31 protein-coding genes are annotated in these 25248 nt (G+C 40.4%); 2 read left to right on the top strand and 29 right to left on the bottom strand.

Going from position 1 to position 25248, the window contains the following annotated elements; all coding sequences use genetic code 11:
* The 15 genes from B2M23_RS06590 to B2M23_RS06520 all read right to left on the bottom strand — a co-directional run bounded on the left by B2M23_RS06590 (window position 1) and on the right by B2M23_RS06520 (window position 14997).
* Window positions 1-1113 (bottom strand): glycosyltransferase family protein, encoded by a 1113-nt coding sequence (locus B2M23_RS06590; protein WP_146209135.1) that lies wholly within the window; start codon window positions 1111-1113, stop codon window positions 1-3.
* Window positions 1114-1123: 10 nt separating this feature from the next.
* Window positions 1124-2059, bottom strand: coding sequence for an NAD-dependent epimerase/dehydratase family protein (locus B2M23_RS06585; RefSeq protein WP_038353740.1), 936 nt, complete (start codon window positions 2057-2059; stop codon window positions 1124-1126).
* A 24-nt stretch (window positions 2060-2083) separates the two neighbouring features.
* Window positions 2084-3163 (bottom strand): glycosyltransferase, encoded by a 1080-nt coding sequence (locus B2M23_RS06580; RefSeq protein ID WP_038353741.1) that lies wholly within the window; start codon window positions 3161-3163, stop codon window positions 2084-2086.
* Between the two features lie 25 nt (window positions 3164-3188).
* Window positions 3189-3626: a serine O-acetyltransferase gene (locus B2M23_RS06575; protein WP_052237437.1), complete on the bottom strand. Its 438-nt coding sequence runs from the start codon at window positions 3624-3626 to the stop codon at window positions 3189-3191.
* A 71-nt stretch (window positions 3627-3697) separates the two neighbouring features.
* A complete protein-coding gene (locus B2M23_RS06570; RefSeq protein WP_038353742.1) occupies window positions 3698-4474 on the bottom strand; it encodes a glycosyltransferase family 2 protein in 777 nt (258 codons plus the stop codon).
* Between the two features lie 14 nt (window positions 4475-4488).
* A complete protein-coding gene (locus B2M23_RS06565) occupies window positions 4489-5184 on the bottom strand; it encodes a sugar transferase (RefSeq protein ID WP_038353743.1) in 696 nt (231 codons plus the stop codon).
* A 748-nt stretch (window positions 5185-5932) separates the two neighbouring features.
* Window positions 5933-7162, bottom strand: a complete 1230-nt coding sequence (locus B2M23_RS06560; RefSeq protein WP_038353744.1) for a nucleotide sugar dehydrogenase — start codon at window positions 7160-7162, stop codon at window positions 5933-5935.
* 480 nt (window positions 7163-7642) lie between these two features.
* On the bottom strand, window positions 7643-8371 hold the full coding sequence (locus B2M23_RS06555; protein WP_038353745.1) for a class I SAM-dependent methyltransferase: 729 nt from the start codon (window positions 8369-8371) through the stop codon (window positions 7643-7645).
* Complete coding sequence (locus tag B2M23_RS06550) at window positions 8364-9566, bottom strand: DegT/DnrJ/EryC1/StrS family aminotransferase (protein ID WP_038353746.1); 1203 nt, start codon at window positions 9564-9566, stop codon at window positions 8364-8366. Before B2M23_RS06550 ends, B2M23_RS06555 begins: the two co-directional genes overlap by 8 nt.
* Before the next feature lie 271 nt (window positions 9567-9837).
* On the bottom strand, window positions 9838-11088 hold the full coding sequence (locus tag B2M23_RS06545) for a hypothetical protein (protein WP_038353747.1): 1251 nt from the start codon (window positions 11086-11088) through the stop codon (window positions 9838-9840).
* Between the two features lie 566 nt (window positions 11089-11654).
* On the bottom strand, window positions 11655-13019 hold the full coding sequence (locus B2M23_RS06540; protein ID WP_081571121.1) for a relaxase/mobilization nuclease domain-containing protein: 1365 nt from the start codon (window positions 13017-13019) through the stop codon (window positions 11655-11657).
* A complete protein-coding gene (locus B2M23_RS06535; protein WP_013381100.1) occupies window positions 12967-13308 on the bottom strand; it encodes a plasmid mobilization protein in 342 nt (113 codons plus the stop codon). The genes B2M23_RS06540 and B2M23_RS06535 overlap by 53 nt, the downstream gene beginning before the upstream one ends.
* 223 nt (window positions 13309-13531) lie before the next feature.
* Window positions 13532-14557: an AAA family ATPase gene (locus tag B2M23_RS06530; RefSeq protein WP_242945880.1), complete on the bottom strand. Its 1026-nt coding sequence runs from the start codon at window positions 14555-14557 to the stop codon at window positions 13532-13534.
* Window positions 14558-14559: 2 nt separating this feature from the next.
* Complete coding sequence (locus tag B2M23_RS06525; RefSeq protein ID WP_181396947.1) at window positions 14560-14796, bottom strand: hypothetical protein; 237 nt, start codon at window positions 14794-14796, stop codon at window positions 14560-14562.
* Between the two features lie 6 nt (window positions 14797-14802).
* Complete coding sequence (locus B2M23_RS06520; RefSeq protein WP_038354256.1) at window positions 14803-14997, bottom strand: helix-turn-helix domain-containing protein; 195 nt, start codon at window positions 14995-14997, stop codon at window positions 14803-14805.
* A gap of 213 nt (window positions 14998-15210) precedes the next feature.
* Between B2M23_RS06520 and B2M23_RS06515 the strand changes: the two genes are divergently transcribed.
* Together B2M23_RS06515 and B2M23_RS06510 are read left to right on the top strand one after the other, a co-directional pair.
* On the top strand, window positions 15211-15747 hold the full coding sequence (locus tag B2M23_RS06515) for a helix-turn-helix domain-containing protein (protein ID WP_052237510.1): 537 nt from the start codon (window positions 15211-15213) through the stop codon (window positions 15745-15747).
* Window positions 15748-15812: 65 nt separating this feature from the next.
* Window positions 15813-16868, top strand: a complete 1056-nt coding sequence (locus B2M23_RS06510) for a tyrosine-type recombinase/integrase (RefSeq protein ID WP_038354257.1) — start codon at window positions 15813-15815, stop codon at window positions 16866-16868.
* 200 nt (window positions 16869-17068) lie between these two features.
* Here B2M23_RS06510 and rpsI read toward each other — a convergent pair whose 3' ends face one another.
* From rpsI to B2M23_RS06440, 14 genes are all read right to left on the bottom strand, one after another.
* Window positions 17069-17461 (bottom strand): 30S ribosomal protein S9, encoded by a 393-nt coding sequence (rpsI, locus tag B2M23_RS06505; RefSeq protein ID WP_013382250.1) that lies wholly within the window; start codon window positions 17459-17461, stop codon window positions 17069-17071.
* A 24-nt stretch (window positions 17462-17485) separates the two neighbouring features.
* Window positions 17486-17923: a 50S ribosomal protein L13 gene (rplM, locus tag B2M23_RS06500; protein ID WP_013382251.1), complete on the bottom strand. Its 438-nt coding sequence runs from the start codon at window positions 17921-17923 to the stop codon at window positions 17486-17488.
* A gap of 206 nt (window positions 17924-18129) precedes the next feature.
* Window positions 18130-18864 carry a tRNA pseudouridine(38-40) synthase TruA gene (gene truA, locus B2M23_RS06495; RefSeq protein WP_038354258.1) on the bottom strand — a complete coding sequence of 245 codons (735 nt, stop codon included), beginning with the start codon at window positions 18862-18864 and terminating at the stop codon, window positions 18130-18132.
* Between the two features lie 62 nt (window positions 18865-18926).
* Window positions 18927-19748 (bottom strand): energy-coupling factor transporter transmembrane component T family protein, encoded by an 822-nt coding sequence (locus B2M23_RS06490; RefSeq protein WP_038354259.1) that lies wholly within the window; start codon window positions 19746-19748, stop codon window positions 18927-18929.
* Window positions 19741-20607 carry an energy-coupling factor transporter ATPase gene (locus B2M23_RS06485; protein ID WP_038354260.1) on the bottom strand — a complete coding sequence of 289 codons (867 nt, stop codon included), beginning with the start codon at window positions 20605-20607 and terminating at the stop codon, window positions 19741-19743. The genes B2M23_RS06490 and B2M23_RS06485 overlap by 8 nt, the downstream gene beginning before the upstream one ends.
* Complete coding sequence (locus B2M23_RS06480) at window positions 20598-21434, bottom strand: energy-coupling factor transporter ATPase (protein ID WP_038354276.1); 837 nt, start codon at window positions 21432-21434, stop codon at window positions 20598-20600. The genes B2M23_RS06485 and B2M23_RS06480 overlap by 10 nt, the downstream gene beginning before the upstream one ends.
* A 128-nt stretch (window positions 21435-21562) precedes the next feature.
* Window positions 21563-21904 (bottom strand): 50S ribosomal protein L17, encoded by a 342-nt coding sequence (gene rplQ / locus B2M23_RS06475; protein ID WP_013382256.1) that lies wholly within the window; start codon window positions 21902-21904, stop codon window positions 21563-21565.
* A 7-nt stretch (window positions 21905-21911) separates the two neighbouring features.
* Entirely contained in the window at window positions 21912-22871 is a 960-nt protein-coding gene (locus tag B2M23_RS06470; RefSeq protein WP_013382257.1) for a DNA-directed RNA polymerase subunit alpha, read from the bottom strand.
* 103 nt (window positions 22872-22974) lie between these two features.
* Window positions 22975-23604 carry a 30S ribosomal protein S4 gene (gene rpsD / locus B2M23_RS06465; RefSeq protein WP_038354261.1) on the bottom strand — a complete coding sequence of 210 codons (630 nt, stop codon included), beginning with the start codon at window positions 23602-23604 and terminating at the stop codon, window positions 22975-22977.
* Window positions 23605-23624: 20 nt separating this feature from the next.
* Window positions 23625-24017, bottom strand: coding sequence for a 30S ribosomal protein S11 (rpsK, locus tag B2M23_RS06460; protein ID WP_013382259.1), 393 nt, complete (start codon window positions 24015-24017; stop codon window positions 23625-23627).
* A gap of 11 nt (window positions 24018-24028) precedes the next feature.
* A complete protein-coding gene (rpsM, locus tag B2M23_RS06455; RefSeq protein ID WP_013382260.1) occupies window positions 24029-24397 on the bottom strand; it encodes a 30S ribosomal protein S13 in 369 nt (122 codons plus the stop codon).
* 189 nt (window positions 24398-24586) lie between these two features.
* A complete protein-coding gene (gene rpmJ / locus B2M23_RS06450; RefSeq protein WP_013382261.1) occupies window positions 24587-24700 on the bottom strand; it encodes a 50S ribosomal protein L36 in 114 nt (37 codons plus the stop codon).
* Window positions 24701-24715: 15 nt separating this feature from the next.
* Window positions 24716-24943 carry a translation initiation factor IF-1 gene (gene infA / locus B2M23_RS06445; protein WP_038354262.1) on the bottom strand — a complete coding sequence of 76 codons (228 nt, stop codon included), beginning with the start codon at window positions 24941-24943 and terminating at the stop codon, window positions 24716-24718.
* A 3-nt stretch (window positions 24944-24946) separates the two neighbouring features.
* Complete coding sequence (locus B2M23_RS06440) at window positions 24947-25243, bottom strand: KOW domain-containing RNA-binding protein (RefSeq protein WP_038354277.1); 297 nt, start codon at window positions 25241-25243, stop codon at window positions 24947-24949.
* Between the last annotated feature and the right edge of the window lie 5 nt (window positions 25244-25248).

The raw sequence follows: 25248 nt of genomic DNA, 5'->3' as shown, positions 1-25248 counted from the left end.
TTACCCTCCCAGAATCAAACTATTAAACTTTGACGCAACACTAGTAATGTTATAATCATCAACATTAATCAAATATTTTTGGGAATAATTTGATGATATAAATTCATAAAATTTATCATTCGGAATCTCGTCTTGTTTAAAACTAAGAATCGGACGGCCCGATAAAGTATAATCAATCAACTTTGATGGTACTTGTACATTAACAACATTATCAATATTTATCAAAAAATCATTTTCGCTAAGCAGCCTGATGCACTCTAACCTTGGAACCATATCTTTGATAACCAGTTTTTCTTTCAATAATTTTTTATATTTTAATAATATATTCTGATACATTGGACCATGCTTTATTGTATAAATCGTAAATACAAAATCATCTTCAACCTCTGAAAGAAAATCTAAGAACTTCTCTGGATTCCTTTTATCATGGTAAAAAATCCCTGCATATGCAAAATGCGGTATCCTGTTAGGTCGGTAATCTGCTATTTCAACTTCCGAAAAATCAAATCCTTGTGGAATTACTCTAATATTTTTTTTGTTATCCTTATACTTTTCATAGTATGAAAGTGCATTTTTTGTAGGAGTTACCACATAATCAAAGGTATTGCAAATGCGTTTTTGAATTTTTGTAAAATAATTGGCAATTTTCTTTCCCTGATCTTTGTCAAAAGGATCTCCCCAATCAGATATCGATATAATGTTTCCTTTATAATTTCTAATTTTTTTTGATGTGATCCAATGGACATAAAACGGAAGTCCTATAGATATTACCGCATCATAATTCTCTAGATTAATAGACTGATATAAAAATTTACCACCACTTAGGAGATATCTATCACCAATAAAGAATTGCACTACTTTTATTCCTGTTTGAATTAATTTCTTATTTGAGAGTTTTGCATTTCTATTTGCTATTTCTTGTGCAGAATAGCAATCAAGTACATGATAATCTTCTCCTGATTTCAAAAGAAATTTCCAATCACCTATCAGTACATCAACCTTATGTTCTTTACTTAGCTCTCTATATAATTCAAAACCTCTAAACGCTCTTGGATTCTGTCTAGGATAAAACCAATGTGTTACAATCAGTATATTACTCATACCTTCTTCCACCAACTAACCTCTATACATTTAGTAATGATCTTTTCGTTTCAATTGTTCTTCGAATTCCTTCATCCAATGAAACTTTCGCTTTCCATCCAATTTCATTCGCAATCTTATCATTTGAAAGAACGATGCTGTTGATTCCGCTTGCCATGAATTCCTTGTAGTCGCACTGCACCTCTTTACCAAGCTTCTCTTCAATTAGATTAATTATTTGCATAAGATTAGTTCCGATACCTGTTCCAACATTATATATTCGCAGATCATTAAAATCAGTCTGACAAATGTCTGCAATGGACACCGCAACATCTTCTAAGTATATATAATCGCGAACGGATGACCTTGCATTTCCCCAAATCGTTATTTTTTCGCCGCGTAACGCATTCTGGATGAAAACATCTATAACTCCTTGTGCCTTGCTTCTGATTCTAGGTGATCCATACACGTTTCCGATACGAAGAATGCAAGCAGAAATGCCACATTTTTCGTAGTAATAACGAATAATTTCCTCTGTCATTTGTTTGCCTACACCATATGGAGTAGTAGGTCTGAGAACATCCGTTTCATAGGCAAACCCAAACTCCTTGTTTCCATAGATAGCACCTCCTGATGAAGGGAAAATATACTTGCTTATATTACAATAATTCATTGTTGAGAGGATATAATCATGATATCTTAGTGTATTATTAATCTCATTATTTAGTGAAATATCATTTGTATTTGGCATACTAGTAGATACAAAGTCCATTACGCAGGAAACCCCTTTTAGGGCTTTCTGAAAGAATTTATTATCCCAAATGTCCCCAATACAATACTCTACAGAATCGTACCTAAATTGATCCTCAGGCCAGTTTATATCTAAATATTTTACATTTATTTTCCTTCTTAAGAGCTCTATTATAACGCTAAAACCTATAAAGCCATTCCCACCAATCACGATTACAGTATTATCCACTCCATATCCTCCAATTACACTCTGCTATACCTTTCTACTCAACTTACTTATTGAGTCCTCTGCGATTTTTTCCCATGAATAGTGGTTCAGCACATACTCCTTACATCTTGTATAATACTTTTTTCCATTGATTTTATACTCATTTGTTGCCTTGATTATCGTTTCTGCAATTATATTTGGCGATAGTTCAGAATGCCATCCAATCAGATTCTCAGATACTTCATCTGATACATTTGTACCTGGTGTAACTATACATGGATTTCCATATGAGAGCCCATCTAATACTGTCATAGGAACTCCTTCATATCTTGACGTCAATATAAGAATATTACACGACTCTAACGCCCTCTTTTTTTTCTCCCCATATATTGTTCCACAGTTAGTTGCCTTTATATAACTGTAATTCTTTATACGATCATTAACATATTTAACCTGTTTATCATTTCCTGTGCCATAAATGTTTATTTTTATACTCTGCTTTTCATTTTCAAGAATATCCAAAGAATCAAATAGATAATCTAACCCCTTATGATGTACATCAAATCTCCCAAGAAAATATAATGTCGGGTTAGAAAAGGAATCTTCCGTTTTCATCTTTGAAGATCGGATTATGTTAGGACACACTCCATTTGGAATGACTAAATCATTATTCGTCCTGTAGATTGCATCTTTTAGTTCTGCCTTATTAGTAAAAATATATCCGATACTTTCTTTAATCTGTTGTCTGAAGACTGTAGCATTTGCTATTCTCTTTTTTAGAGTAGATTTTTTCATTGCCTGACGACCGAACGAACCATGAGGTTCTATATAAAACTGTATCCCAGCCTTTATTAACGCTCGCACTGCTCCAATATATTCCACATGGAAAAAACTGTGAAGTATTGCAACATCAGGTGTATAGTTATTAAGAAAAGCACGTACCGAATTCTCCCCTAAGGAAAAAAAATATGGAGAGCCAATTTCATTTACTTCCGCCTTCAAAGAAAGTACAAAGGAGTCAACACTTGGTATTGCGTTTTGAGCGTCCGTTAATTGCTTTAGCACAGCAGGAATACCACTATTTGGACTTAATGGTTCCATCGCAGTTATATGCAGTATTTTCATAAGTTACCTTCTGCCTTTTCTACTATCATTTATAAATTATTTTTGCATGGACTCCAACTACCGTACAATCATCGGGGACATCATAAAGTACTACAGTATTTGCTCCAACCTTAACATTGTTTCCTATTGTAATATCTCCAAGAATACAACATCCGCAGCCCAAAATACAGTTTTGTCCAATTCGCGGACCATTTCCTGACCCTATAGTGACATTTTGATATATCTTTGTCCCACTCCCAATAACAGAATTTTGATGTATTACAATACCTATTCCATGTGCGATATTGACACCACCTTCTAAAACTGCTGTAGGAGGAATTGAGCAATTAAATAATATATAAATGAGTCTCCAGACTATCTTGGCCAAGAAATGTAGCTTATGGTTCCAAAGCCATCGTTCAGCCTCATAAAATTTAATTACAATAGATTTATTTCCAAGTTTTGTAATGCTATCACTTTCCATAAACAATCCCCATCATCAATAACATCCAGACAAAGCCTGTTTTTTAGGTTTCAAGATTTCAAGAAACAAACCTAGCTATTGGATGTTTTTTCATACTTCCTTTTTTTGTTTAAACCGTACCACATATTCCAACACGCATACCAGAATGCTATTAGTGCTGGTTTTTCATCACACAAATGGAAGAGATCATAATGGCTCTTTAGCTTTTTAATTAGCTTATCGTGGCTAATGCTCTTCTTTCTGACGCGGTATTTAGCAAGATTTTCCTTCAACAGATGGCACTCTGTTCCGTCCTTCTTATAAAGCTGAAGCCTAATTGCATAGTCATTGTTCTTTTTTATGTCCTTTATCTGGATAAGGCCAAAGTGCTTCGCACTGTACATCATGGTTAGTTGCCCGATATAGTCGTAATTATACATTTTGTGCTTGTTAATCAGGTCTGGACCAGAGACGTAGATATTCAATGGCTTATCCTGCTCATCTATCTTTTCGTATTCATGATAGGAAAAGTTGTACCCGTGAGTATTCATGAATGCTATCTGCTTCTCCAGCTTATCTGGCATCCACAAGTCATCTGAATCTAGAAATGCTACCCACTCGCCTTGTGCCTCTCTCATAGCTTTATTTCTCGTCAGTGCTGCACCGCTGTTCTTCTCATTCTTAAAATATTTGATACGAGTGTCTTTGAATGATGCAACTACTTCCTCAGTATTATCAGTCGAGCAATCATCCACAATAAAAAGCTCCCATTTCGTATAGGTTTGGTCTATAACGCATTGAATTGATTCGCTTATAAAGTTTGCTGTATTCCAAGAAGGCATAATAATTGAAACCATACCATCTACCATTATCTTAATCTCCCTCAGCTATAATCCTTTCCCAGAACAGCAAACACCGTCCGGAATATAGTCAATATTTCTCGAAAAACTCCGAATTTTCTAATACTTTCCAGGTTCCATTTCATCTTTTTTGGTAATACCTGGTTCACATAAACCTCATCAACCTTGCCCGCAGCATCTAGCAATTTACACTCATCTTTGTACCTAATACTTGCTTCGGATGTAATCCCTGCCGGCATAAGTAGTGTGGCATTGAACTCCGGCTTATACTGTTCTACATACTTCACAGCTTCCGGCCTTGTACCGACGAAACTCATATCTCCTGCCAGCACATCGAATACTTGCGGCAACTCGTCAAATCTCAAATTTCTCAGTTTTGCTCCAATCCTTGTGATGCGACTATCATCGTCAACTGTGACAGCTGCGCCTATCTTGTCAGCATTATCCACCATCGTGCGAAATTTATGAATCCGGAACTTCTTCCCATATGCTGTGACCCTCTCCTGCCTGTAAAAGACCGGTCCTTTCGAATCCAGTTTTATTACAACAGCGATGAATGCCATCGGAATTGCCAGAACCACAAGCATGATGCCGCTCACTACTAGATCAAAGCCTCTCTTCAATCGTAGACTGGTTTTCTTCTGTGCCAGTATGTTGTAATATTCCCTGACTTCTTCACATTTCATGAATCTTGGCAGGTCATCCCATTCTCTAAGCATATTCTTTACCTTATGTAGTTTTAATAATTTCCTTTAACATCACACATATACTCAACATCTTCATCGCTCAGTTTTATGAGGCGCGATAAAGTGATTAAATTATGATAATGATAATAATTATACACATTTGGAGATTTTTCAATTCTCTATCCCAACCTTTTATATTCGGTCATTATCGGCAACGACTTATGACTTATAGTAAAGATTTGTTTTAAATCCCATCTCTTCCATTCTTTCAATAATCTCGTTACGCTGTTCCACATCATCTATTCCAGAGTCACGGATCAGATGGCGATAATTAAAACTGTCCATAAAGTCAGTATGATAAGTCATATAGCGAAACCAAATTCAGCACAACTCACATCATACTTACTTATAATCTTTACTCTCTGGAAAAACAAAACAGGATAGCAATAAGGTTGCCGAAGCCCAGTAGCGACCATAATGTTTGTCATATTGCATTTATACCATACTCCCATGAACTAATCTTCATCTTCATAAAAGGGCAGCAGTTCCTGAAGAGAGTGCAACAACGTACTTTATACCAATTTTTCAACAATTAGCTTTTTGACTTCATCGATATTTTCTCCGACAGTAGACATCCAATTTGTTTCATATTCCCATTGAATATATTACAATTCACCTCCATACATTATCGGGGGTGACAGCCAGACTTTTTCCTCAAACAATCTAATTTTTGTACCTCTAAACATGATCTTTAATGTTCCTTATAACTTAAGTCTCTTTTTTAATCTCTTCTAAACTGATCTCTTGTATAAACTTTTTCAATCACATCTTCCAGACAAGGATCATAGCGATTCGCAAGGATGCAAGAACTTTTAGTTTTAAAAGCACCTAAATTATTGATTACTATTGAACCAAAAAAGGTTTCACCATCTTTAAGGGTAGGTTCATAAATTATTACTGTTGCACCTTTTGCCTTAATGCGCTTCATTATTCCCTGAATAGAGCTTTGACGGAAATTGTCTGAATTACTTTTCATAGTCAGGCGGTAAACCCCCACGATCACTTCTTTCTCCTTACCTTTATTCCAATCCTCATTTGCTTCATAGGCGTCAGCTATTTCTAAAACCCGATCAGCAATAAAATCTTTTCGGGTTTGATTACTCTCTACAATTGCAGAAATCATGTTCTGTGGAACATCATGGTAGTTTGCCAAAAGTTGCTTCGTATCTTTAGGGAGACAATAACCACCATAGCCGAAAGATGGATTGTTATAATACACGCCAATTCGTGGATCCAGGCAAACACCTTCAATAATCTTTTTGGTATCTAATCCTTTTATCTCTGCATAAGTATCAAGCTCATTGAAATATGAGACACGTAAAGCCAGATAGGTATTGGCAAAGAGTTTTACTGCTTCGGCTTCCGTAAAACCCATAAATAAAACATCAATATTTTCTTTTATGGCACCCTCAACTAACAGCTGTGCGAAAGATGCTGCTCTTTCTTTACTTTCGTCATCACAACCTACAATAATACGTGATGGGTAGAGATTATCGTAAAGCGCTTTTGATTCTCTCAGGAATTCTGGACTAAAGATAATATTTTTAGTCTTATATTTTTCTCGGATACTTTCTGTATAGCCGACAGGAACTGTGGACTTTATGACTATTGTCACCTCAGGGTTTACTTTCAATACCATCTCAATGACTGCTTCGACGGCAGAAGTATCAAAAAAGTTTTTTTTGCTGTCATAATTTGTCGGTGCTGCGATAACGATAAATTCCGCATTTTTATAGGCACTTTCTCCGTCAAGAGTAGCTATTAGACTAAGAGTTTCTTTTTTTAAAAATTTTTCAATAAAATCGTCATGAATTGGGCTAATACCCGCATTAATCTGATCTACTTTTTCTGGAATGATGTCAACGGTAATGACTTCATTGTGTTGTGCCAACAGCGTTGCAATTGAGAGTCCCACATAACCCGTTCCAGCGACTGCAATTTTCTTTTTCATGTCCTATTTTTCCTCTATCTTTTATACAATTATCAAACGCTAAAAATTCTTTGTACTACTTTGTGAATCTCCTAAGACCTGTACGCTAATCAGCATTCGGTTTAAATTCAAGTGCTCTCTCTAATTTTCACATTTCTACAGATGTAACCAGCGCATCTTCGGGTTGCATTGTCATGAGCTCTTTATACTTACAACAAATGATCAAAATAGAATTAGAAAATTTTAGCTCTTCCCAATTTTGTTTGTAAACTGACTCAAGCGCATTCTTTTATCTAAAACTAATAGCACTCTTGATTAAATTGCGTTCCTATTATCCTTACTTTAATAAAATCAAATGTATTTAAACATTCAGAAACATCTTAAAGATAGGTATAAAAAGATGGTGCTATGCCTGTACCTTGACTCTTTAGATGAAAAGTACACACATAAATTTTTTATAGACTATCAGTACACACATACTTTTCGGTTGTATATTATCAATCATCTGAATTTAGGTTTATCTTTATAAGCAATGCAAGATACAATATATCTTTTTTCAGGAACAGTTAGATGTTCAAGAAATTTGTCGATTTTTCCAAAAAATTTATTTAAGTATTTATTTTTTATAAAACAAGCAAATAAACCAAAACTTTTATATTGAATAAAAAACTCATCTAAAAGACTATCAAATTTATTATAATTGAGATATTCCCAACCATTTTTATATGCTTTAGAAAATTTACTTCTCATCATTCTGTGAAGTTTAGTCCCAGATAAATTATCACAAAAAAGAAGACATCCACCAGATTTTAATGCTTGATAAATGCCGGCAAACATTTCCTTTTGGTTTGATATATTTCCATTTCTTCCAACAGCACCACAGACACTTTTAAACGTAATTATGTCAAACATTTCTTTTTGATTAATTTTACATGCATCAATATTTCGGTAAGTTATTCTTTTATCTACTCCGTATTTTTTATGTAATTTCTTTGCCTCTTTCCAATATTCTTCTTCATCTATTGTTTCTGGAATATAATCTGAACAAACAACTTCGCCTCCATTTAAAGCAAAATATAAAGACAATCCACCTTTATTTGCACCTAATTCGAGTATCTTTTTTCCTTGAATATCATTAATATCTATTGACTCATTCCAAAATTCAATTGCGCGTTTCCAGTTAGCTATATCCCACTGTACAATATCATCAAATAAACGATTATTAGCCATTTGTTACCTTCCTTAATATATTTTTTATAATACATTCAATTTCCCCGTCACTCAGACAGGTATGCAGCGGCAGGGTGATCTCGTTTTTATACATGGTATAGGCCCAGGGATACTGCTTCATGTCAAACCCCAGGTTTTTATAGGCAGTGTGCATGGGCAGTGGCTTATAGTGGACGTTTGTGGCAATGCCACACTCTGCCAGTTCTGTGATCAAGGCGTTTCGGTAATCGCTGCTTTTATCTTTTAACCGCATGAGATAAAGATGCCCGCTGGAGTATTTGTCTCTGGTGTCGTGGGGCATCACTTCGACGGGAAGGTCTGTAAATGCGTCGTTATATCTTTGAATGATTTCTTTTCTTCGCTTGATAATCCCGTCGTACCGTTCGAGTTGTTTCAGGCCTAAGGCGGCCTGCAGATCGGTCATATTGCATTTATAGCCGGGATAGATGATGTCGTATTCCCAGGCGCCTTTTTGTGTTTTTGCCAGGGCGTCTTTGGACTGTCCATGGAGGGACCAGAGCATGAACTGGTGATAGATGGTTTCATCATCGATGCCTTCGATGGGTTTCCAGGTCACGGCGCCGCCTTCGGCGGTGGTCAGGTTCTTGACCGCATGGAAGGAGAAGGTGGTGAAGTCGGCAACTTCGCCGCTCATTCTGCCTTTGTACTGTGCTCCTAGGGAGTGGGCGCCGTCGGCGATGACGGCTACCCGGCCGATGGCTTGCTGAAGGTCGTTTTTTCCGGGTTTAAACAGGCTTCTTTTGGCTTCGACGGCTTCGAAAATTTCGTCGTAATCGCACATGACTCCGCCGATATCCACGGGGATAACGGCTTTGGTGCGCTTGGTAATGGCTTTTTCGATGGCTTTGGGATTGACGTGAAAAGCGTTCGGAGCACTGTCTACCAGCACGAGCTTTGCCCCCACATGCGCCACCACGCTGGCGGAGGCGGTATAGGTGTAGGCAGGCACAATGACCTCATCGCCTGGGCCAACGCCGAGGATTCTCAGGGTCAGTTCCAGGGCGGTGGTGGCTGCGCTAAGGCAGGCGGTCTTTTGGGTATGGCAGTATTCTGAAAGCTTTTTTTCAAAGGCCTTTGTCCGAGGGCCGGTGGTGATCCAGCCCGATTTAAGGGCTGCGATGACTTCGTCAATATCTTCCTGATGAATATCCGGTGGTGAAAAGGCTATGTTCATTTCAAGATTTCCTTATGATTAAATTTAAAACTCGTAGCACTCATGACCATAAATGGATCCTTTAGTCCTTACTTTCATCGCATTGTTTTTCCCTCTTTACATATTGAAAAGACACAAGCACAATGCGATGTGAAATAAAAACAGGTGGTGCTAAACCTGTACTTTTGACCCTATAGGTGAAAAGTACACCTATAAATTTCTTTATAGGATTTGAATATAGATTTAAAATTTCAGTTATATATTATAATTCATCTATTTTTTATGTTATATTTTAGGCTACATCTTTATAAAACGTTTCGTAAAAACTTTTTCCGATATTTCGGGCCGTGTTCAGTGCCGTGCTGCCGCAGTGTTTATTAGGGCATTTAAAGTTTTTCCCACCTATAAAATTTAAGCTCGGCGTTTGATATTCAGTATTAAATCTATATATCGGTGCGCCACATTGATAGCAAACTTTTTTAGCATTGCCTACACTGTTATGCTGAACAATGATTCCAGCTTGCCATGCTTTATAGGTTGTATAACGGATGATTCTTCGCCCGATAAATTCCATGCTGTTGGTTTTAAGATAAAACAAGGAGCCTTTTTCAAAGGTATCTCCATAACTAGGCATTACAATAAGTTTGGCGCCTTCTTTGAGTGCATAATCCACAATTTTCCGGCTAACATCATGTGCAAAGTGATCTGTTAGACGTGTGATTTTTTCATAATATTTTGCATAGGCTTTTTCAGTATTGTTATTCTGATGCTGACCTCCACGTTTTATATAACCTAAGAGCTGCTTCCTACGGTGTGCCAAAACTTTACCGCCCTTAATAAAATAAGGATGCATGGCTCTACCGTTAGCTTCAAAGGTTGTACAAACTGCTAAAGCGTCAGACATGGTAAAAGCTACGGACACAAATTTTTCGTTTTGTTCCACCCGCTCTTTGGCTGTTCGAATATCTTCCACGGACACTTTTACCGGTACGTGCATCATGACTTTTTTCTTATTCATTACAATTCTTGGACTCATCAATTCAGCATCTTCTGGAAATGGCCTGACTGTGTAACGATGTTTCACCCAAGCCCAGGAATTTCCTGTGAATAATTTAAGAATGATGCTTTTTTCATTAAACTCTTTGTACATGCCTTTATAATAGAGCATGGACATATGCAGTTGTTTAGGTGCGCTTGGTTTACTCCCCTTGATCTTTCCCTCTTCCCAAGCTTTTAATTTGCCTTGATAACTTCGGAACATGCTGATCGCAGAATTAATGGCCGCACGTCTAAAATACAACGGTACTTTTTCATAGGGTAAAGGAATCTCAGGTAGGTTACCATTACGCTGTTTTATGGTCTGAAGTTCCAGATGACGCAGCAAATTCTGATTTGACAGTCCCAGAACCTCAGACTGCTCTTCAAGTAAGTGATAATAGAAAGCTAAAACGGCATCAAACAAAGACTGGGTCTGTTTAAGCCAGTCTAAATGCTTGTAATTCAGCTGTATTTTGTACGTCGTGATGGCGTATCCGGCACTCATAATTTACCTCATTTTTATTCGCAGACCTTTGATAGTCTGCGAACGAATCGCCCGAGTCTTGAAAATATAAGTGTTTGAATGAATTATGACCAGAGTTTTGACCATAATGAAAAATAGAAATAAAAATTGAAAAGATCTGAAATGCTCATAAGTACTTGCTTTCCAAAAAAAATTGACCAGAATTTGACCAAATCATTTTTTTAAAAACAATGCTTTAAAAAACAATAATATTGTGAAAATAAAAACATAAAATGATTTTAAAGAAAATTATTTAAATTTAAAAAAAGGGGATGGATTTTTAATGAGGAAATGTTATAATAGATAACGCAGTTGAAAGACAAATCATTTTCTTAAAGGATTTTTTTGAAAAAGTTCGCAGACTATCAAAGGTCTGCGAGCTTTTTTTACTTGATTTCAATAAAAAAACGAGCTCATCTGAACCCGCTTTTTGGCTATTCTATCTAATTTTTTTGAATAATTTAATAATCTCAAGAGATCTTCTAACCTTTAAGTAGTATTCTAAAAAAATCTACAAACCTGTTTGCTGTACTTTTTCCTAACATCATTTATCGAATTCTATCTTCTCTATGAATACTTTCTTTTTCTTTATTCATAGCCCTGTCTGTGGCTTTGATCCGATCGACCATGTCTAGTGAACGTTTTTCCACACCAAGTGCCAACTTCAAATCTTTCCGAAGTACTGAAATCTGATCCGTCAAACCTTTTTTCTGCTGGCTTAAGGTCTCTTTTTCCTCAGGTGCAGCTCGCCGCATCTTGTTTGTAAGTTTCTTTCTTTTGTCGATCAAGGCATCCAACTCTGTACGAATTTCTGCCTCTTTTTCCTTAAGCTGTTCATAGGTATCAATCTGATATTTGCATAAAAAGATGGTCTGCTGGGATATTTCTTCCATGCGGCGCACTTCTTCTTTGATCTTGGGGCTCATTGAAACCTGTCCTTTGTTTTTGGGGTAGATCCCCAATTGGTAGCAGAAGAACAGGTAAAGGTTGCGGAGTTTTCGAAACTCCTCACCAAACCCCAGTATGTCTTCAATCTGCAATTTCTTTGGTGTGGGCACAAAGAATAAAATGGGTTCTTTGCTTTTTTCCCGAACTTCTGGTCCTCTTTGCCGGTAAATCTGATCCTGAATTTGCAGCACGGAGTAGGCTTCTCCGAGTGTTTTAAAGCGTGTGAAGCGTGGATAATGTGGCAGCTTCAGCGCGCAGGAATCGACTTTTCCTTTAATCTGGTAGCCTTTTCGTCTCAGGTAGTCATAGAATTCTTTCATCGTCATTGAGCGTTCAATGGCTTCGTCGATATCGGAGCGATAAAGTGCATAGCGTGTCAGCTCTCCCCGCTTTTCTGCCTGGTAAAGGCCTTGACTCCGTTTGCGTTTTGTGGGATTTTCAATCACGGATAGATGGTACTCTCGGCAGAGTGCGTCGGAGGTATCCCGCATCCGCTGGTATTCTGCTTTGCGTTCATTGTACTTCTTTCCGTCAATAAAAGAGACGGAATTGATGACGAAATGGTTATGCAGGCAGTTGGTATTGAGGTGGGTGCTCACGATTACTTCATATTTGTCACCCCACATTTTTTGTGCAAGCTTGACCCCGATCGCGTGGCACGCTTTGGGGGTAAGCTCGTCGGGTTTGAAGCTTTGACAGGCGTGATGGGCCAGGGTTCCTCCTGTTTTTCCAAACCTTTCTTTGGTGATCTGCATCTGCTGGCCGGCGGTTTCCACGGCACAGTTGATGCCGGTTACGTAGTATTGTCGCTCAAATCTGGTCTTGTTTTCATCGGCTGCGTAGTGCAGCACCTGGTATAAATCGGCGTTTAGGAAGTCAGGATTTTCGGTTTTATCAACGTTTTTGGCATACTCAATGACGCGGTTCAGGCTGTCCTTGACGGGCCAGATTTTGGTGATGGCCATTGTCTTTTCTCCTTTCCGGGGCTAAAACGGCGTGCATTTCTAGCAGGGTTTCTTCTAAAACAGCGATGGCTTCTGGGGCGTCATAATCGCCCAAGGCATAGCGTATATCGTATAACAGTTCCATCATTTCATTGTATTGGATGGGGGGCAATGGCTTCGGTTCATACCCTCTGGCCAGCATCCGCAGGTATTCGGAAACGCTTAATCCACACTTTTGACTATTGGTAATGATCTGATTTTTTTCATCTTCCCGCACTCTTATTTGAATGGTTTCTCTTCGATTTCTCATGGTATTCTCCTTTTATAAAATGGGGGTTGCAGGGGGCTTTGCCCCCTGTTTCGGCGGCGTGGCAACACAAAGCCAATGCTTGTTACACCCTGTGACATTTGGCTGCTTCTTTATTCTTTGTATCTCTGGAAAAGGATGCAAGATTGCACACTCTTTACAAAATGCAATCTTTAACAAAGTATTTTAAGATTGCATTTATATAGAAGCGTACAACCTTGCATCCTTAACTTTCGGCTGGATGATCCAGATACCAATACCAGATATTATACTCTTTGGCTGATAGAATATTTAGTTCTTTCTTGGCTTTATCTGCGGTTCGTTTCCCGATCCCTTCATCAACCAGTCTTTGAATTATCTCAGTAGATGGCATTCTTAAATCTGACTGCTCGGATAAAATTTCTGGAATCCGTTTAAGTGCTTTATTAAATTTTTCAGCTTGTGATTTTTCTTGAAGCTTTTCCATTCCTTTCAAAAAAGTTTCTGCAGGAATATCTGTATAGCCCAAGAAGTGTACTGCTTCTCCAAGTTCAAATTCTATTCCGGGACACATTGGCGCTAAATTATTTTTAAGCTGTAACAGAACTTTACGCCCTTTATTTTCTATTGCTTCTGTAACCAGCAGGACACTGCGAACAGCTGCCGCAATGTCAATTGAACCGAGTGCGCGATATAAATCCTTAGTGCCTTCTTTTTTGTTAAGGTGACCGATTAAAATAATTGAACAGCCTGTCCGCTCTGCAATACTTGCCAGTCTTGCAAACTGCGGTCGAACTTTATTGGACTGATTCATATCAACCATCTCACCGAGATATGCCTGTAAGGGGTCTAGAATTAAAAGGCGTGCCTTCTGTTGAATAATTGCCTGCTCAATTCGTGCATCAATAAATGAAAGTGGATTTTTACTTTCATCAATCACAAACACTTTTTCACAATCTGCCCCTGCCTGTTCCAGACGGGGTTTGATTGTATCTGCTATCCCATCTTCTGCGGTTTGATAAATAACATTAAAGGGGGGCAAAGGCTCTCCCTTACATTCCGGCAAAGACAAACCGCGTGTCAATAATGCGATTAACTTTAAAATAAGAAATGTTTTGCCACATCCCGGATCCCCTTGTAATAAAGTGATTTTCCCAAAAGGAATAAAAGGATACCAAAGCCATTCGACTTCCTCTGCCTGTATCTCAGACAGCTGTACAAGCTTAAGCTCCTGTGAATCTTTCAAATTTGCATCTGATCGTTTCTCATCCAATATTATCCCTCCTCGTTAAAATAGCCTGTTTCCTCCCACACCTTACGGTCAGGGCAATAATAATTATATTCGGATGAATCCTTAAGCTTAAAAGCATAACCAAATTTGAAAATTCCTTGCTGTAATCCGATACGAATATACTGGGCATCCTTACCCATAACTTTTGCAATCTCTGTAATCGGAACGTTTCGCCCTTTAAATTTTGGCAATTCCACATATAATTTCTGATAATCCAACATTTTCCCTCACTCCTTTAAAATTTCTTCCATCTCAACGTCAAGAGCTTTCGCCAGTTTACACACTGTAATAGGTGTACAGCTTTTCCCGGCCTTAATACAGGAAATCGTCTGTCTGGAAACATTGCTCTCTTCTGCCAATTTAGAAATATTAAAATTTTTCTGAGCCATTAAAATCTGAAACTTCATTAAATCGATCTGCATGTTTATCCTCCTTATTTATATGCATTCTAGTTCGTATAATGAAATTATAATACATATCTTTAAGGCAAGTCAATATAATTATGTATTTTTATTTCATAATATGTACTTGAAATTCGTTTTTCTTTGTGTTAATATAAATGTAAAGTGATCACTTTACATTTAAAGACCTTTAGATTGTCTCAAAATACATTTATTTAAGAAAGGATTAAGAAAATGTGTAAATCTCAAGAAATTGGAGCTCGTATTAAGGAATCCCGCAAATTATTGAAACTGAGTCAAACAGATCTCGCCGATGCTCTTAACAAGTCATTACGGACGGTTCAAAAATACGAAAGCGGAGAAATTGAGCTCAACATTGCAACAATCAATGATATTGCCAAAGTTTTAAAAACGAGCCCTGCCTATCTATTAGGTTACTATTCAACAAGTAATATTGAAGTCACATGTGTTGCCGATTTAATCAATTTTTTGTTTCAGTTAGATGACAAACAAGAAGTGCATTTTGACCTTGACATAAAAAAGCCAAAAAAAGATGGCAAATGGAGTTGCTCAATTGTTTTTGACGGGCAGGACAAAGAGCATAAACATAATTCTTCCATTTGTCTAATTTTAGAAGACTACGAAAATCATCGCGATCTCTTAGAAACTGACTGGATTTCTAAAAAAAGCTATACAGAATGGCAGGAGAAAAAATTAGCTCATTATTCAGATTCACTTTTAACGGATAAATCCGATAATCATGATGAATAAGCTTAAGGCTGTTATCAGGACGCTTGTCCTATAACATAAAATTTATTATGAAAGGAATGGTATGTATGAGGCTACCAAATGGTTACGGCAGTGTCGTTAAGCTCTCCGGCAAGCGCCGAAAGCCGTACATTGTCCGAAAAACAGTCGGATGGAAAATTGATGAGGATACAAAAAAGAAAAAACAGGAATATGTCATTATCGGTTATGCTCCCACAAAAGCGGACGGTCTTCAAATGTTGGCAGACTACAATAAAAACCCCTATGACATCAACGCTTCAAAGATAACCTTTGAGGAAGTTTTTGAAAAATGGTCTGAAAAGAAATTTTCAACCTGTTCCGAATCAAATATTAAGGGCTACAATGCTTCCTACAAGCTGTGTGACACTTTGTATAACAAAGTTTTTAAGGAGATTAAACTGTCCGATTTGCAGTATATTATTGATCATTGCGGAAAGAACTATCCAACCTTGAGAAAATTAAAAGTTTTGTTCAATCAGCTTTATGATTATGCTTTAATGAATGAAATCTGCAACAAAGATTACTCACAATTTGTCGATATTTTGCAGTATAAAGATAAAAATCCCAACCAGTTTAATCGCAAGAAATTTAGTGATGAGCAGATTAAAACTCTCTGGGATTTAGAGAATGATCGATACTATCAAGTTATTCTTATGCTTATTTATAATGGCGTAAGAATATCAGAATTTTTAAATTTAAAAAAAGAAGATGTTAACCTTGAAAAACGTTTCTTTGATGTTATAGACTCAAAAACGGAAAATGGTATTCGCAAGGTGCCTATTGCTGAAAAAGTCTTTTCATTTTATCAATGGTGGTATGAAGATCACCCTGAATGCCCTTACCTTATTCATACTGAGGATGGTAAGCAATTTAAATATCGAAATTACTATGACAGTTATTTCAAGCCCATTATGGACAATTTCAATTGGGATCAGACACCCCACTGCTGCAGGCATACCTGCATTTCACTTCTGGCCGCAGCGAATGTCAATGAAACAATTATAAAGAAAATTGTGGGACATTCTGGCGCAATGTCCTTGAGTGAAAAAGTATATACACATTTTGATCCCCAGGAACTGGTCAATGCCATCAACAAAATATAAAAAGGACATTTTCCAAAGAACCGTGTCCTGGAAAATGTCCTGAATATCTAATACTAATGTTGCATGCTTGTTGCATTTGTGTTGCATACCATCAAAAATCCAATGCAGCTGACAACTTTTCACAACGTCTATAAACCTTGTATTTCCGGGCCTTTACAACAAAACCCAGCCATAAACAATTCCTCGAAAAAGTGTAAAATCTATCTCTTGGAGAACTGTGGCGCACGACGTGCTTTTTTGAGACCGTATTTCTTTCTTTCGGTCATTCTTGGGTCACGGGTTAAGTAACCGGCTTTTTTCAGTTCTGGTCTTAAGTTGGCATCGGCTTCGAGTAAAGCTCTTGCGATACCGTGACGGATTGCACCAGCCTGGCCGGTGAAGCCGCCGCCGTATACATTGACGATTACGTCAAAAGTATCAGTGGTTCCTGTTAAGGTTAATGGCTGTTTTGCGATCACTTTTAAAGTTTCCATACCGAAGTATTCATCGATATCGCGGCCATTGATGACGAATTTGCCTTCGCCTGGTAATAAACGAACTCTGGCGACAGAGGTTTTTCTTCTACCTGTTCCAAAATATTGTACTTTTGCCATTCTATTTTTTCTCCCTTCTTAGCATTAAATTTCTAAAGCTTCTGGTTGCTGTGCAGCATGCGGATGTTCATTGCCTGCATAAACCTTTAATTTGGTCATGATCTGGCTGCCCAGTTTATTGTGGGGAACCATGCCTTTAACAGCTTTGGTAACCAGTAATTCTGGTTTGTCTGCTAAGAATTTTCTGTATGTTACTTCCTTTAATCCACCTGGATGTCCGGAATAAGTTTTGTATAATTTCTGATCTAATTTGTTACCGGTTAATACAATCTTGTCGGCATTAATAATGATCACAAAGTCACCGCAGTCTACGTGTGGTGCAAAATATGGTTTGTTCTTTCCTCTTAAAATGTTGGCTACTTCTGTTGCTAAACGGCCTAATACTTTTCCTTCGGCGTCAACAACGTACCATTTACGCTCTATTTCATGAGATTTTGGCATTTTTGTTGCGTTTGAATTCATCTCAAGCTCCTCCTTCATTCTTCTAAAAAACTCAGTTATTCTATGTTTAATCTATAGTGTCTTTCCGGTAAAAGTGGGGGTTACCGGAACACGTTCATCAATGTATCGGGGCTAGTGATACAATAACGTCCACGCTATATTCTATTACATCTCACCTGGTGTGTCAATTCTTTTTTGCTTAATTTTCAGGCTTTTTTGATGTTTTTTCAATACAGCACTTCCCGCAGAAAAAGGCCCTGGGGCGGCGCGGTCATTCCGGCCTGTTTTCTGTCACAGGAGGTGATGATTCCCGGCAGCGCTTCAGCCTTTATCCTGCCCATTCCTATTTCCGCCAGGGTGCCGGTCATGATCCGGACCATGTTGTACAGAAAGCCATTGCCCGTATAAGTCATGCGCAGCAGCGCCCCATCCTGCTCAAAGGTAATGGCACGGACGGTGCGGACGGTTCCCCTGACGCTGCTGCCGGCAGCCATAAAGCCGCGGAAGTCGTGCTCACCCAAAAAGGCCGCTGACGCCGCCTTTATTCTGGAAACATCCACAGGATAGTTAATATGCCAGCTGTATTCGGCGTAAAACGGGCTTGAAACCGGATTTAAATCGAGCTGGTAGGTATACACCTTGCCTTTTGCCGAATAGCGGCTGTGAAAGCCTTCTGGGGCCTCACAGCTTGACAGCACACGAATGTCCTCTGGCAGCTTGGTGTTGAGGGCGGCCGCAAAACGTTCCGGCGGTACCCGGCTCTCGGTATGGAAGTTTGCGCTTTGCCCAAGGGCGTGGACGCCCGCGTCGGTACGGCCGGAGCCGTAAAGGGTGACGGTCTCGCCGGTTATGGCCTCGATGGCGCCTGTTAAGACTTCCTCGATGGTAAGGACATTTGGCTGGCGCTGCCATCCGGCGTAGCGGGTGCCTTTGTAGGCGATGATCATCTGGATATTTTTCATGGTATGATTCCTTTAAATAAATCGGGACCGGCAGATTTTACCGGTCCTGGATGTTTCTATGATCACGCTGGAAAAATCAGCGGTATGGTAATCAACCGCGACAGGATAAAGACCGCAATCATGACGAACATCATGGCGAACGCAAAACCGTCGCGCTTTGCAAATTTCAGCTGGTTCATACGGGTGCGGTTTTCGCCGCCCCGGTAGCACCGCGCTTCCATGGCGGTTGCCAGCTCATCGGCCCGCCTGAAGGCGCTGATGAACAGCGGCACCAGTATGGGGATCAGAGCTTTGGCCCTTGAAATGATATTGCCGGTCTCAAAGTTGGCGCCTCTGGCCTTCTGTGCTTTCATGATCCGGTCCGTTTCTTCCATCAGGGTCGGGATAAACCGAAGGGCGATGGACATCATCATGGCCAGCTCATGGGCATAACGGCGCACAAAAGGAATGCCCTTCATACAGAACTCCATGCCGTCGGTCAGGTCAATGGGTGAGGTGGTCAGGGTCATGATGCTGGTGCCGACGACTAAGAAAATCAGACGCATGGCCATAAAGACGGCGACCTTTACCCCTTCCATGGTAATATGCAGCGGTCCAAGGCTGGCGATTTCAGTCCCCGGCGTCATAAATAGGTTGAGAATGACGGTCAGCAGGATGATAAAGATCAGCCCCTTAACCCCGCGCACAATGTAGGACAGTGGAATCCGGGAGGCAATGATGATGCCGACCAGCAGCGCGAAGGCTGCAATATAGCCCCACAGATTGTTGACGACAAAGAGCATGACAATGTAGGCAAAGGTAAAAATGATCTTGGTCCGGGGGTCGAGCCGGTGAATGATGGAATCGGTGGGATAGTACTGTCCGATGGTGATATCTTTAAACATCGCTTTCTCTCCTCACTACCCGCTCGATCTCCTGCCTTGCGGCTTCGACGGTAAAGATATCCTCACGGATATCCGGATATTTTTTCTTAAGCTCACGCATGAGGTAGGTGACCTCGGGTACTGCCAGCCCGATGGACTCGAGGGTGTCGATCTGGGTAAAAACCTTGGCCGGGGTGTCGAAAAAGACGACCTCTCCGGCGTGCATGACGATGATTTTATCCACCAGCTTACCCACGTCCTCCATGCTGTGGGACACGAGGATAACGGTGATTTTCTTTTTCTCATGCAGGGTTTTGATCTGGTTTAAAATCTCGTCCCGTCCGCTGGGGTCCAGACCTGCTGTGGGCTCGTCCAGGATGAGTACGTCGGGGTCCATGGCCAGGACGCCGGCAATGGCGACCCGCCGCATCTGCCCGCCGGACAGCTCAAAGGGGGACTTATCCTTGACTTTTTCATAGTTCAGCCCGACCATTTTGATGGCGTGCTTCACGCGCCGGCTGATCTCTGCTTCGTCGAGCCCCAGGTTTTTGGGGCCGAAGGACACGTCCTTTTCCACTGTCTCCTCGAACAGCTGGTGTTCGGGATACTGGAAAACCAGTCCGATTTTATGGCGGATCTGAATCAGGGCTTCCTTTTTCTCGCTAAAGATGTCTGCCCCGTTAAACAGGACGGTGCCGCCTGTGGGCTGAAGCAGCCCGTTGAGGTGCTGGATCAGAGTGGATTTTCCGGAGCCGGTGTGGCCGATTAATCCCACAAACTGGCCGTCCTCAATGTTCAGGTTGATGTCTTTCAGTGCCTTAAACTCAAAGGGTGAGCCCTCGGAGTAGGTATGATCTAAATGTCGTATTTCTAGTGGCATAGGGCATTCACCATTTCTTCGATATGAAGGATATCGTCGGGAATATTGTAGCCGGACTGGCGTAAATCGTGGGCCAGCTCGGTCATCTGCGGGACATCAAGCCCGATTTCTTTCAGCTTGTCCACCTGCCGGAAGATTTCTTTGGGTCTGCCCTGCATGACGATTTTTCCTTTATCGAGTACAATGATCCGGTCTGCGTCAATGAGCTCATTCATGTAATGGGTAATGTGCAGCACGGTCATTTTCTTTTCTTCGTTCAGCTTTTTGATGGTCCGCATGACTTCTTTTCGACCGGACGGGTCGAGCATGGCGGTGGGCTCATCAAAAATAATGCAGTCGGGTTCCATTGCCAGTATGCCGGCAATGGCGATCCGCTGTTTCTGGCCGCCGGACAGCTGATGGGGCTTCTGCCTGCGGTAGGCTTCCATGGCGACGGTGCCGAGTGCCTCGTCCACACGCCTGCGGATTTCCTCCGGCGGTATGCCCAGGTTTTCCGGTCCAAAGGCCACGTCTTCTTCCACGATGGTGGCCACCAGCTGGTTGTCGGGATTCTGGAAAACCATGCCCGCGGTCTGGCGGATATCCCAAAGGTGTTCAGGATCTTTGGTATTCATTCCATTCACGACGACGTCGCCGTCTGTTGGCTGAATGATGGCGTTGAGGAGCTTTGACAGGGTGGACTTACCGGAGCCGTTATGGCCGATAATGCCCACGAACTCCCCGCGTTCTATACTGAAATCGACGCCTTGCAGCGCGATGGTGTTTTCATTTTCATTGGTCTTGGGGTATTCATAGAACAGGTTTTTAACCTCGATAATTTTTTCCATGAGCTTCTCTTTCTGTTTAATGCAGGGCACGCTCTGTGCTCCCACTTAATTTTCGATGGCATTTTAAAATTTTTGACTAAATCGTCAAAAGGGATTAAACCTTGCGCAAGGCTTAATCCCATTCTTTGTTATACTAATTCAATTACTGCCATTTCAGCACCGTCGCCTCTGCGTGGTCCAACACGGTAGATGCGTGTGTATCCACCCTGTCTTTCGGCGTATTTAGGTGCAATTTCATCGAACAGGCTCTTTACAACATCGTCTTTTGTAATGTATGCTAACGCCTGTCTTCTGGCATGTAAGTCGCCTCTTTTACCCAAGGTGACCATTTTGTCTGCCATTCTTTTTACTTCTTTTGCGCGGGTAACGGTTGTTTCGATTCTACCGTGCTCTAAAAGTGAAGTGGTCAGATTTCTGAGCATTGCTCTTCTTTGATCGGTTGGGCGGCCTAATTTTCTGTATCCAGCCATTATTCTATCACTCCTTTGTCTTTTCGTCTTCTTGACTCAGAGATAACCCGATTTCAGCCAGTTTATGCTTGATTTCATTTAAGGACTTACGGCCAAGGTTACGCACCTTGATCATGTCTTCTTCGGTTTTCTGAGTTAATTTTTCAACGGTATCAATATTTGCCCTTCTCAGGCAATTGCTTGAACGCACGGATAATTCCAGCTCTTCGATGGACATTTCACGGATGCGTTCTTTTTCATTCTCTTCTTTTTCAACCATGATTTCGACACTGTTTGCGTGGTCGGTTAAATCAATGAAAAGATTCAAATGTTCATTCAGTACTTTTGCTGATAATGACAGGGCTTCTTCGGGCGTGGTGGTCCCATCGGTCCACACTTCCAAGGTCAGCTTGTCAAAATCGGTTATCTGACCGACACGGGTATTTTCCACCAGAAAGTTGACCTTACGGATTGGTGAGAAAATGGAGTCGACCGGTAAGGTACCGATCGGCATACCCGGATATTTATTTTTATCAGAAGCGACATAGCCGCGGCCCTTTTCCAGACGCATTTCCATGTTCAGGGTTGCGCCCTTTGCCAGGGTTGCGATGTGCATGTCGGGGTTTAAGATTTCCACATCGGCGTCGGTAATGATATCACCAGCGGTGATCTCGCCTTCGCCTTCTGCTTCGATACGGACGGTTTTGGGTTCGTCTGAGAAGATTTCAGCAGCCAAACCTTTCATGTTCAGCAGAATTTCCACAACGTCTTCCCGTACGCCGGGAATGGTTGAGAACTCATGAAGAACACCGTCTATTTTAACGGAAGTAACGGCAACGCCCGGGAGGGAGGAAAGCATGATCCGTCTTAAGCTGTTGCCTAAGGTTGTACCATAGCCTCTTTCCAAGGGTTCGACGACAAACTTGCCGTAGGTTTCATCTTCTGATTTTTCAACGATTTCGATAATTGGTTTTTCAAATTCGATCATTTAATCTTGACCCTCCTAAATTTAAATTTTTCAGTTCCATAACGTGAGGGTTACGCATACCGGCGCAGAGCGCCGGCGAATGTCTCATTGTCATTTTATCCTATTACTTAGAATACAATTCGACGATTAGATGTTCAGCAATTTCAACATCAATATCTTCTCTTGTCGGTCTTCCGATAACTTTTCCGCTTAAAGTATCCAAATCTGCTGATAACCAAGGAGCAACAGCTCTGTTTTCAGTTGCTTCAAGAATTTCTTTAAATTTAGGTGATTTTTTGCTTTTTGCCTTTACTTCGATGGTGTCGCCTTCCTTAACCAGGTAAGAAGGTACGTTGACCTTTTTGCCGTTAATCAGGAAATGGGCGTGCTGTACGAGCTGACGGGCTTCTTTTCTGGAAGTTGCTAAGCCAAGACGGTAAACAACGTTGTCCAGACGGGTTTCCAGGATTTCTAACAGGTTAGAACCGGTAATCCCTTTCTGTTTTTCAGCTAAATCAAAGTAATGTGCGAACTGTTTTTCCAGAACGCCATAGATTCTTTTAACTTTCTGTTTTTCACGTAACTGTAAGCCGTATTCAGATAATTTTGTACGTCTTTTACCATGCTGTCCTGGTGGTGTCGGTCTTCTTTCAAACGCGCATTTGTTTGTAGAATAACATCTTTCACCCTTTAAGTATAATTTCATGCCTTCACGTCTGCACTGACGGCATGATGCTTCTGTATATCTTGCCATACTATTCTTTACACCTCCTATTAGACTCTTCTGCGTTTAGGCGGACGGCAGCCATTGTGCGGGATTGGGGTTACGTCTCTGATGAGGGTAATTTCAAGGCCCGCTGCCTGTAAGGCACGAATCGCTGCTTCACGACCTGAACCTGGTCCTTTGACCATTACTTCAACACTCTTTAAACCGTGTTCCATTGCAAGCTTTGCCGCCTGTTCAGCAGCCATCTGAGCTGCGAAAGGTGTGCTTTTTCTGGAACCTCTGAAACCTAATTCTCCGGCACTTGCCCAAGATAAGGCATTTCCTGCAGTGTCAGTGATGGTCACAATGGTGTTATTGAATGAAGATTGAATGTGGGCCTGGCCGCGTTCAATATTCTTTTTGATTTTTCTTTTCTTAGAACGGATAACTTTCTTAGCCATGATTCAACCTCCTATTTACTCTTTCTTCCGACTGTTTTCTTCGGACCTTTACGGGTGCGGGCATTGGTTTTGGTTTTCTGTCCACGGACAGGTAAACCTCTACGGTGTCTTAAACCTCTGTAGGAACCAATTTCGATCAGTCGTTTAATATTTAAATTAACTTCACGACGCAAATCACCTTCTACGGTGTATTTTTCATCGAGAATGTTTCTTAATGCGTTAACTTCATTTTCAGTCAAGTCTTTAACTCTGGTATCAGGGTTAATGTTTAACTCTTTTAAAATCTTATTGGAAGTTGGACGACCAATTCCATAAATGTAGGTCAAGCCTACTTCTACCCTTTTATCTCTGGGTAAATCGACGCCGGCAATTCTTGCCATATGGTTAGTACCTCCTAAATTTTATTGGTCATGTATATGATGACCTGGAACCCCGGATTCCTTGCTTATTTTTCCTAGTCCCATGTTCGACAGACCCCTTGTGGGTTATGCAATCAGGCCTGTGCCTCTATATCATGCGTACGGATTAATTGCCGCGGCCGCACGCTTGTTTTAGTCCAAAGGGTTTTATTAACCCTGTTTCTGTTTGTGTTTAGGATTTTCACAAATTACCATTACACGACCGTTTCTCTTAATGATTTTGCATTTTTCGCAAATCGGTTTTACTGATGGTCTTACTTTCATTGTTTGTTTCCTCCTTTATGATCTGCCTTTTCCCCGCCATACGATACGCCCACGGGTCAAATCATATGGGGACAATTCTAACATAACTTTGTCTCCAGGTAAAATCCGAATGTAGTTCATTCTTAATTTTCCTGAAATATGCGCTGTTATCTGATGTCCATTCTCTAATTCTACTAAAAAAATCGTATTTGGTAAAGCCTCAATCACTCTACCTTCGACTTCAATCACGTCTTTTTTGCCCATTGATCAAACCTCCTCACTTTTACCGTCATCAATCTCGCCTAAAAATGGTTCAAGACATTTTCTGATTTCGGCATTGTTTACTTTATCACCGTTTTTCAATTTCTCATGCAATATTGTGACGATCTGGTTTGTCTTTGCCAGGTGCCTGACTTTTTTCTTTTTGGGGTTACTTACTTTTCTAAGCTTTCCATCACAGATCGTTACGTAGTTCTGATCCAGAATCTCGTAGACAACCATGACCTGGCCTTTATCCCGTCCGGCTAATGGCCGGACAATCTGTCCCACTTTTAAATCATCCATCTTCA

Origin of the sequence: Eubacterium limosum, from assembly GCF_000807675.2 — a bacterium.
GTDB classification, from domain to species: Bacteria; Bacillota; Clostridia; order Eubacteriales; family Eubacteriaceae; genus Eubacterium; species Eubacterium limosum.
This window is presented reverse-complemented; position numbering and strand designations above follow the sequence as displayed.

What these genes read in the sequence shown, in the direction of transcription:
- rpsD (WP_038354261.1), bottom strand. Translation starts at nt 23,604, where the DNA reads ATGGCAAGATATACAGAAGCATCATGCCGTCAGTGCAGACGTGAAGGC.
- B2M23_RS06550 (WP_038353746.1), bottom strand. Translation starts at nt 9,566, where the DNA reads ATGAACATAGCCTTTTCACCACCGGATATTCATCAGGAAGATATTGAC.
- B2M23_RS06565 (WP_038353743.1), bottom strand. Translation starts at nt 5,184, where the DNA reads ATGCTTAGAGAATGGGATGACCTGCCAAGATTCATGAAATGTGAAGAA.
- B2M23_RS06560 (WP_038353744.1), bottom strand. Translation starts at nt 7,162, where the DNA reads ATGAAAAAGAAAATTGCAGTCGCTGGAACGGGTTATGTGGGACTCTCA.
- B2M23_RS06525 (WP_181396947.1), bottom strand. Translation starts at nt 14,796, where the DNA reads ATGTTGGATTATCAGAAATTATATGTGGAATTGCCAAAATTTAAAGGG.
- B2M23_RS06555 (WP_038353745.1), bottom strand. Translation starts at nt 8,371, where the DNA reads ATGGCTAATAATCGTTTATTTGATGATATTGTACAGTGGGATATAGCT.
- rpsM (WP_013382260.1), bottom strand. Translation starts at nt 24,397, where the DNA reads ATGGCAAGAATTGCCGGCGTCGATTTACCCAGAGATAAAAGGGTAGAA.
- rplM (WP_013382251.1), bottom strand. Translation starts at nt 17,923, where the DNA reads ATGAATTCAAACGCAACAAAAATGCCAAAATCTCATGAAATAGAGCGT.
- B2M23_RS06545 (WP_038353747.1), bottom strand. Translation starts at nt 11,088, where the DNA reads ATGAGTGCCGGATACGCCATCACGACGTACAAAATACAGCTGAATTAC.
- B2M23_RS06470 (WP_013382257.1), bottom strand. Translation starts at nt 22,871, where the DNA reads ATGATCGAATTTGAAAAACCAATTATCGAAATCGTTGAAAAATCAGAA.
- rpsI (WP_013382250.1), bottom strand. Translation starts at nt 17,461, where the DNA reads ATGGCAAAAGTACAATATTTTGGAACAGGTAGAAGAAAAACCTCTGTC.
- B2M23_RS06535 (WP_013381100.1), bottom strand. Translation starts at nt 13,308, where the DNA reads ATGAGAAATCGAAGAGAAACCATTCAAATAAGAGTGCGGGAAGATGAA.
- B2M23_RS06480 (WP_038354276.1), bottom strand. Translation starts at nt 21,434, where the DNA reads ATGGAAAAAATTATCGAGGTTAAAAACCTGTTCTATGAATACCCCAAG.
- rpmJ (WP_013382261.1), bottom strand. Translation starts at nt 24,700, where the DNA reads ATGAAAGTAAGACCATCAGTAAAACCGATTTGCGAAAAATGCAAAATC.
- B2M23_RS06490 (WP_038354259.1), bottom strand. Translation starts at nt 19,748, where the DNA reads ATGTTTAAAGATATCACCATCGGACAGTACTATCCCACCGATTCCATC.
- B2M23_RS06440 (WP_038354277.1), bottom strand. Translation starts at nt 25,243, where the DNA reads ATGGATGATTTAAAAGTGGGACAGATTGTCCGGCCATTAGCCGGACGG.
- rpsK (WP_013382259.1), bottom strand. Translation starts at nt 24,017, where the DNA reads ATGGCTAAGAAAGTTATCCGTTCTAAGAAAAGAAAAATCAAAAAGAAT.
- B2M23_RS06485 (WP_038354260.1), bottom strand. Translation starts at nt 20,607, where the DNA reads ATGCCACTAGAAATACGACATTTAGATCATACCTACTCCGAGGGCTCA.
- B2M23_RS06575 (WP_052237437.1), bottom strand. Translation starts at nt 3,626, where the DNA reads ATGGAAAGTGATAGCATTACAAAACTTGGAAATAAATCTATTGTAATT.
- B2M23_RS06515 (WP_052237510.1), top strand. Translation starts at nt 15,211, where the DNA reads ATGTGTAAATCTCAAGAAATTGGAGCTCGTATTAAGGAATCCCGCAAA.
- B2M23_RS06510 (WP_038354257.1), top strand. Translation starts at nt 15,813, where the DNA reads ATGAGGCTACCAAATGGTTACGGCAGTGTCGTTAAGCTCTCCGGCAAG.
- B2M23_RS06570 (WP_038353742.1), bottom strand. Translation starts at nt 4,474, where the DNA reads ATGGTAGATGGTATGGTTTCAATTATTATGCCTTCTTGGAATACAGCA.
- truA (WP_038354258.1), bottom strand. Translation starts at nt 18,864, where the DNA reads ATGAAAAATATCCAGATGATCATCGCCTACAAAGGCACCCGCTACGCC.
- infA (WP_038354262.1), bottom strand. Translation starts at nt 24,943, where the DNA reads ATGGGCAAAAAAGACGTGATTGAAGTCGAAGGTAGAGTGATTGAGGCT.
- B2M23_RS06580 (WP_038353741.1), bottom strand. Translation starts at nt 3,163, where the DNA reads ATGAAAATACTGCATATAACTGCGATGGAACCATTAAGTCCAAATAGT.
- B2M23_RS06540 (WP_081571121.1), bottom strand. Translation starts at nt 13,019, where the DNA reads ATGGCCATCACCAAAATCTGGCCCGTCAAGGACAGCCTGAACCGCGTC.
- rplQ (WP_013382256.1), bottom strand. Translation starts at nt 21,904, where the DNA reads ATGGCTGGATACAGAAAATTAGGCCGCCCAACCGATCAAAGAAGAGCA.
- B2M23_RS06520 (WP_038354256.1), bottom strand. Translation starts at nt 14,997, where the DNA reads ATGCAGATCGATTTAATGAAGTTTCAGATTTTAATGGCTCAGAAAAAT.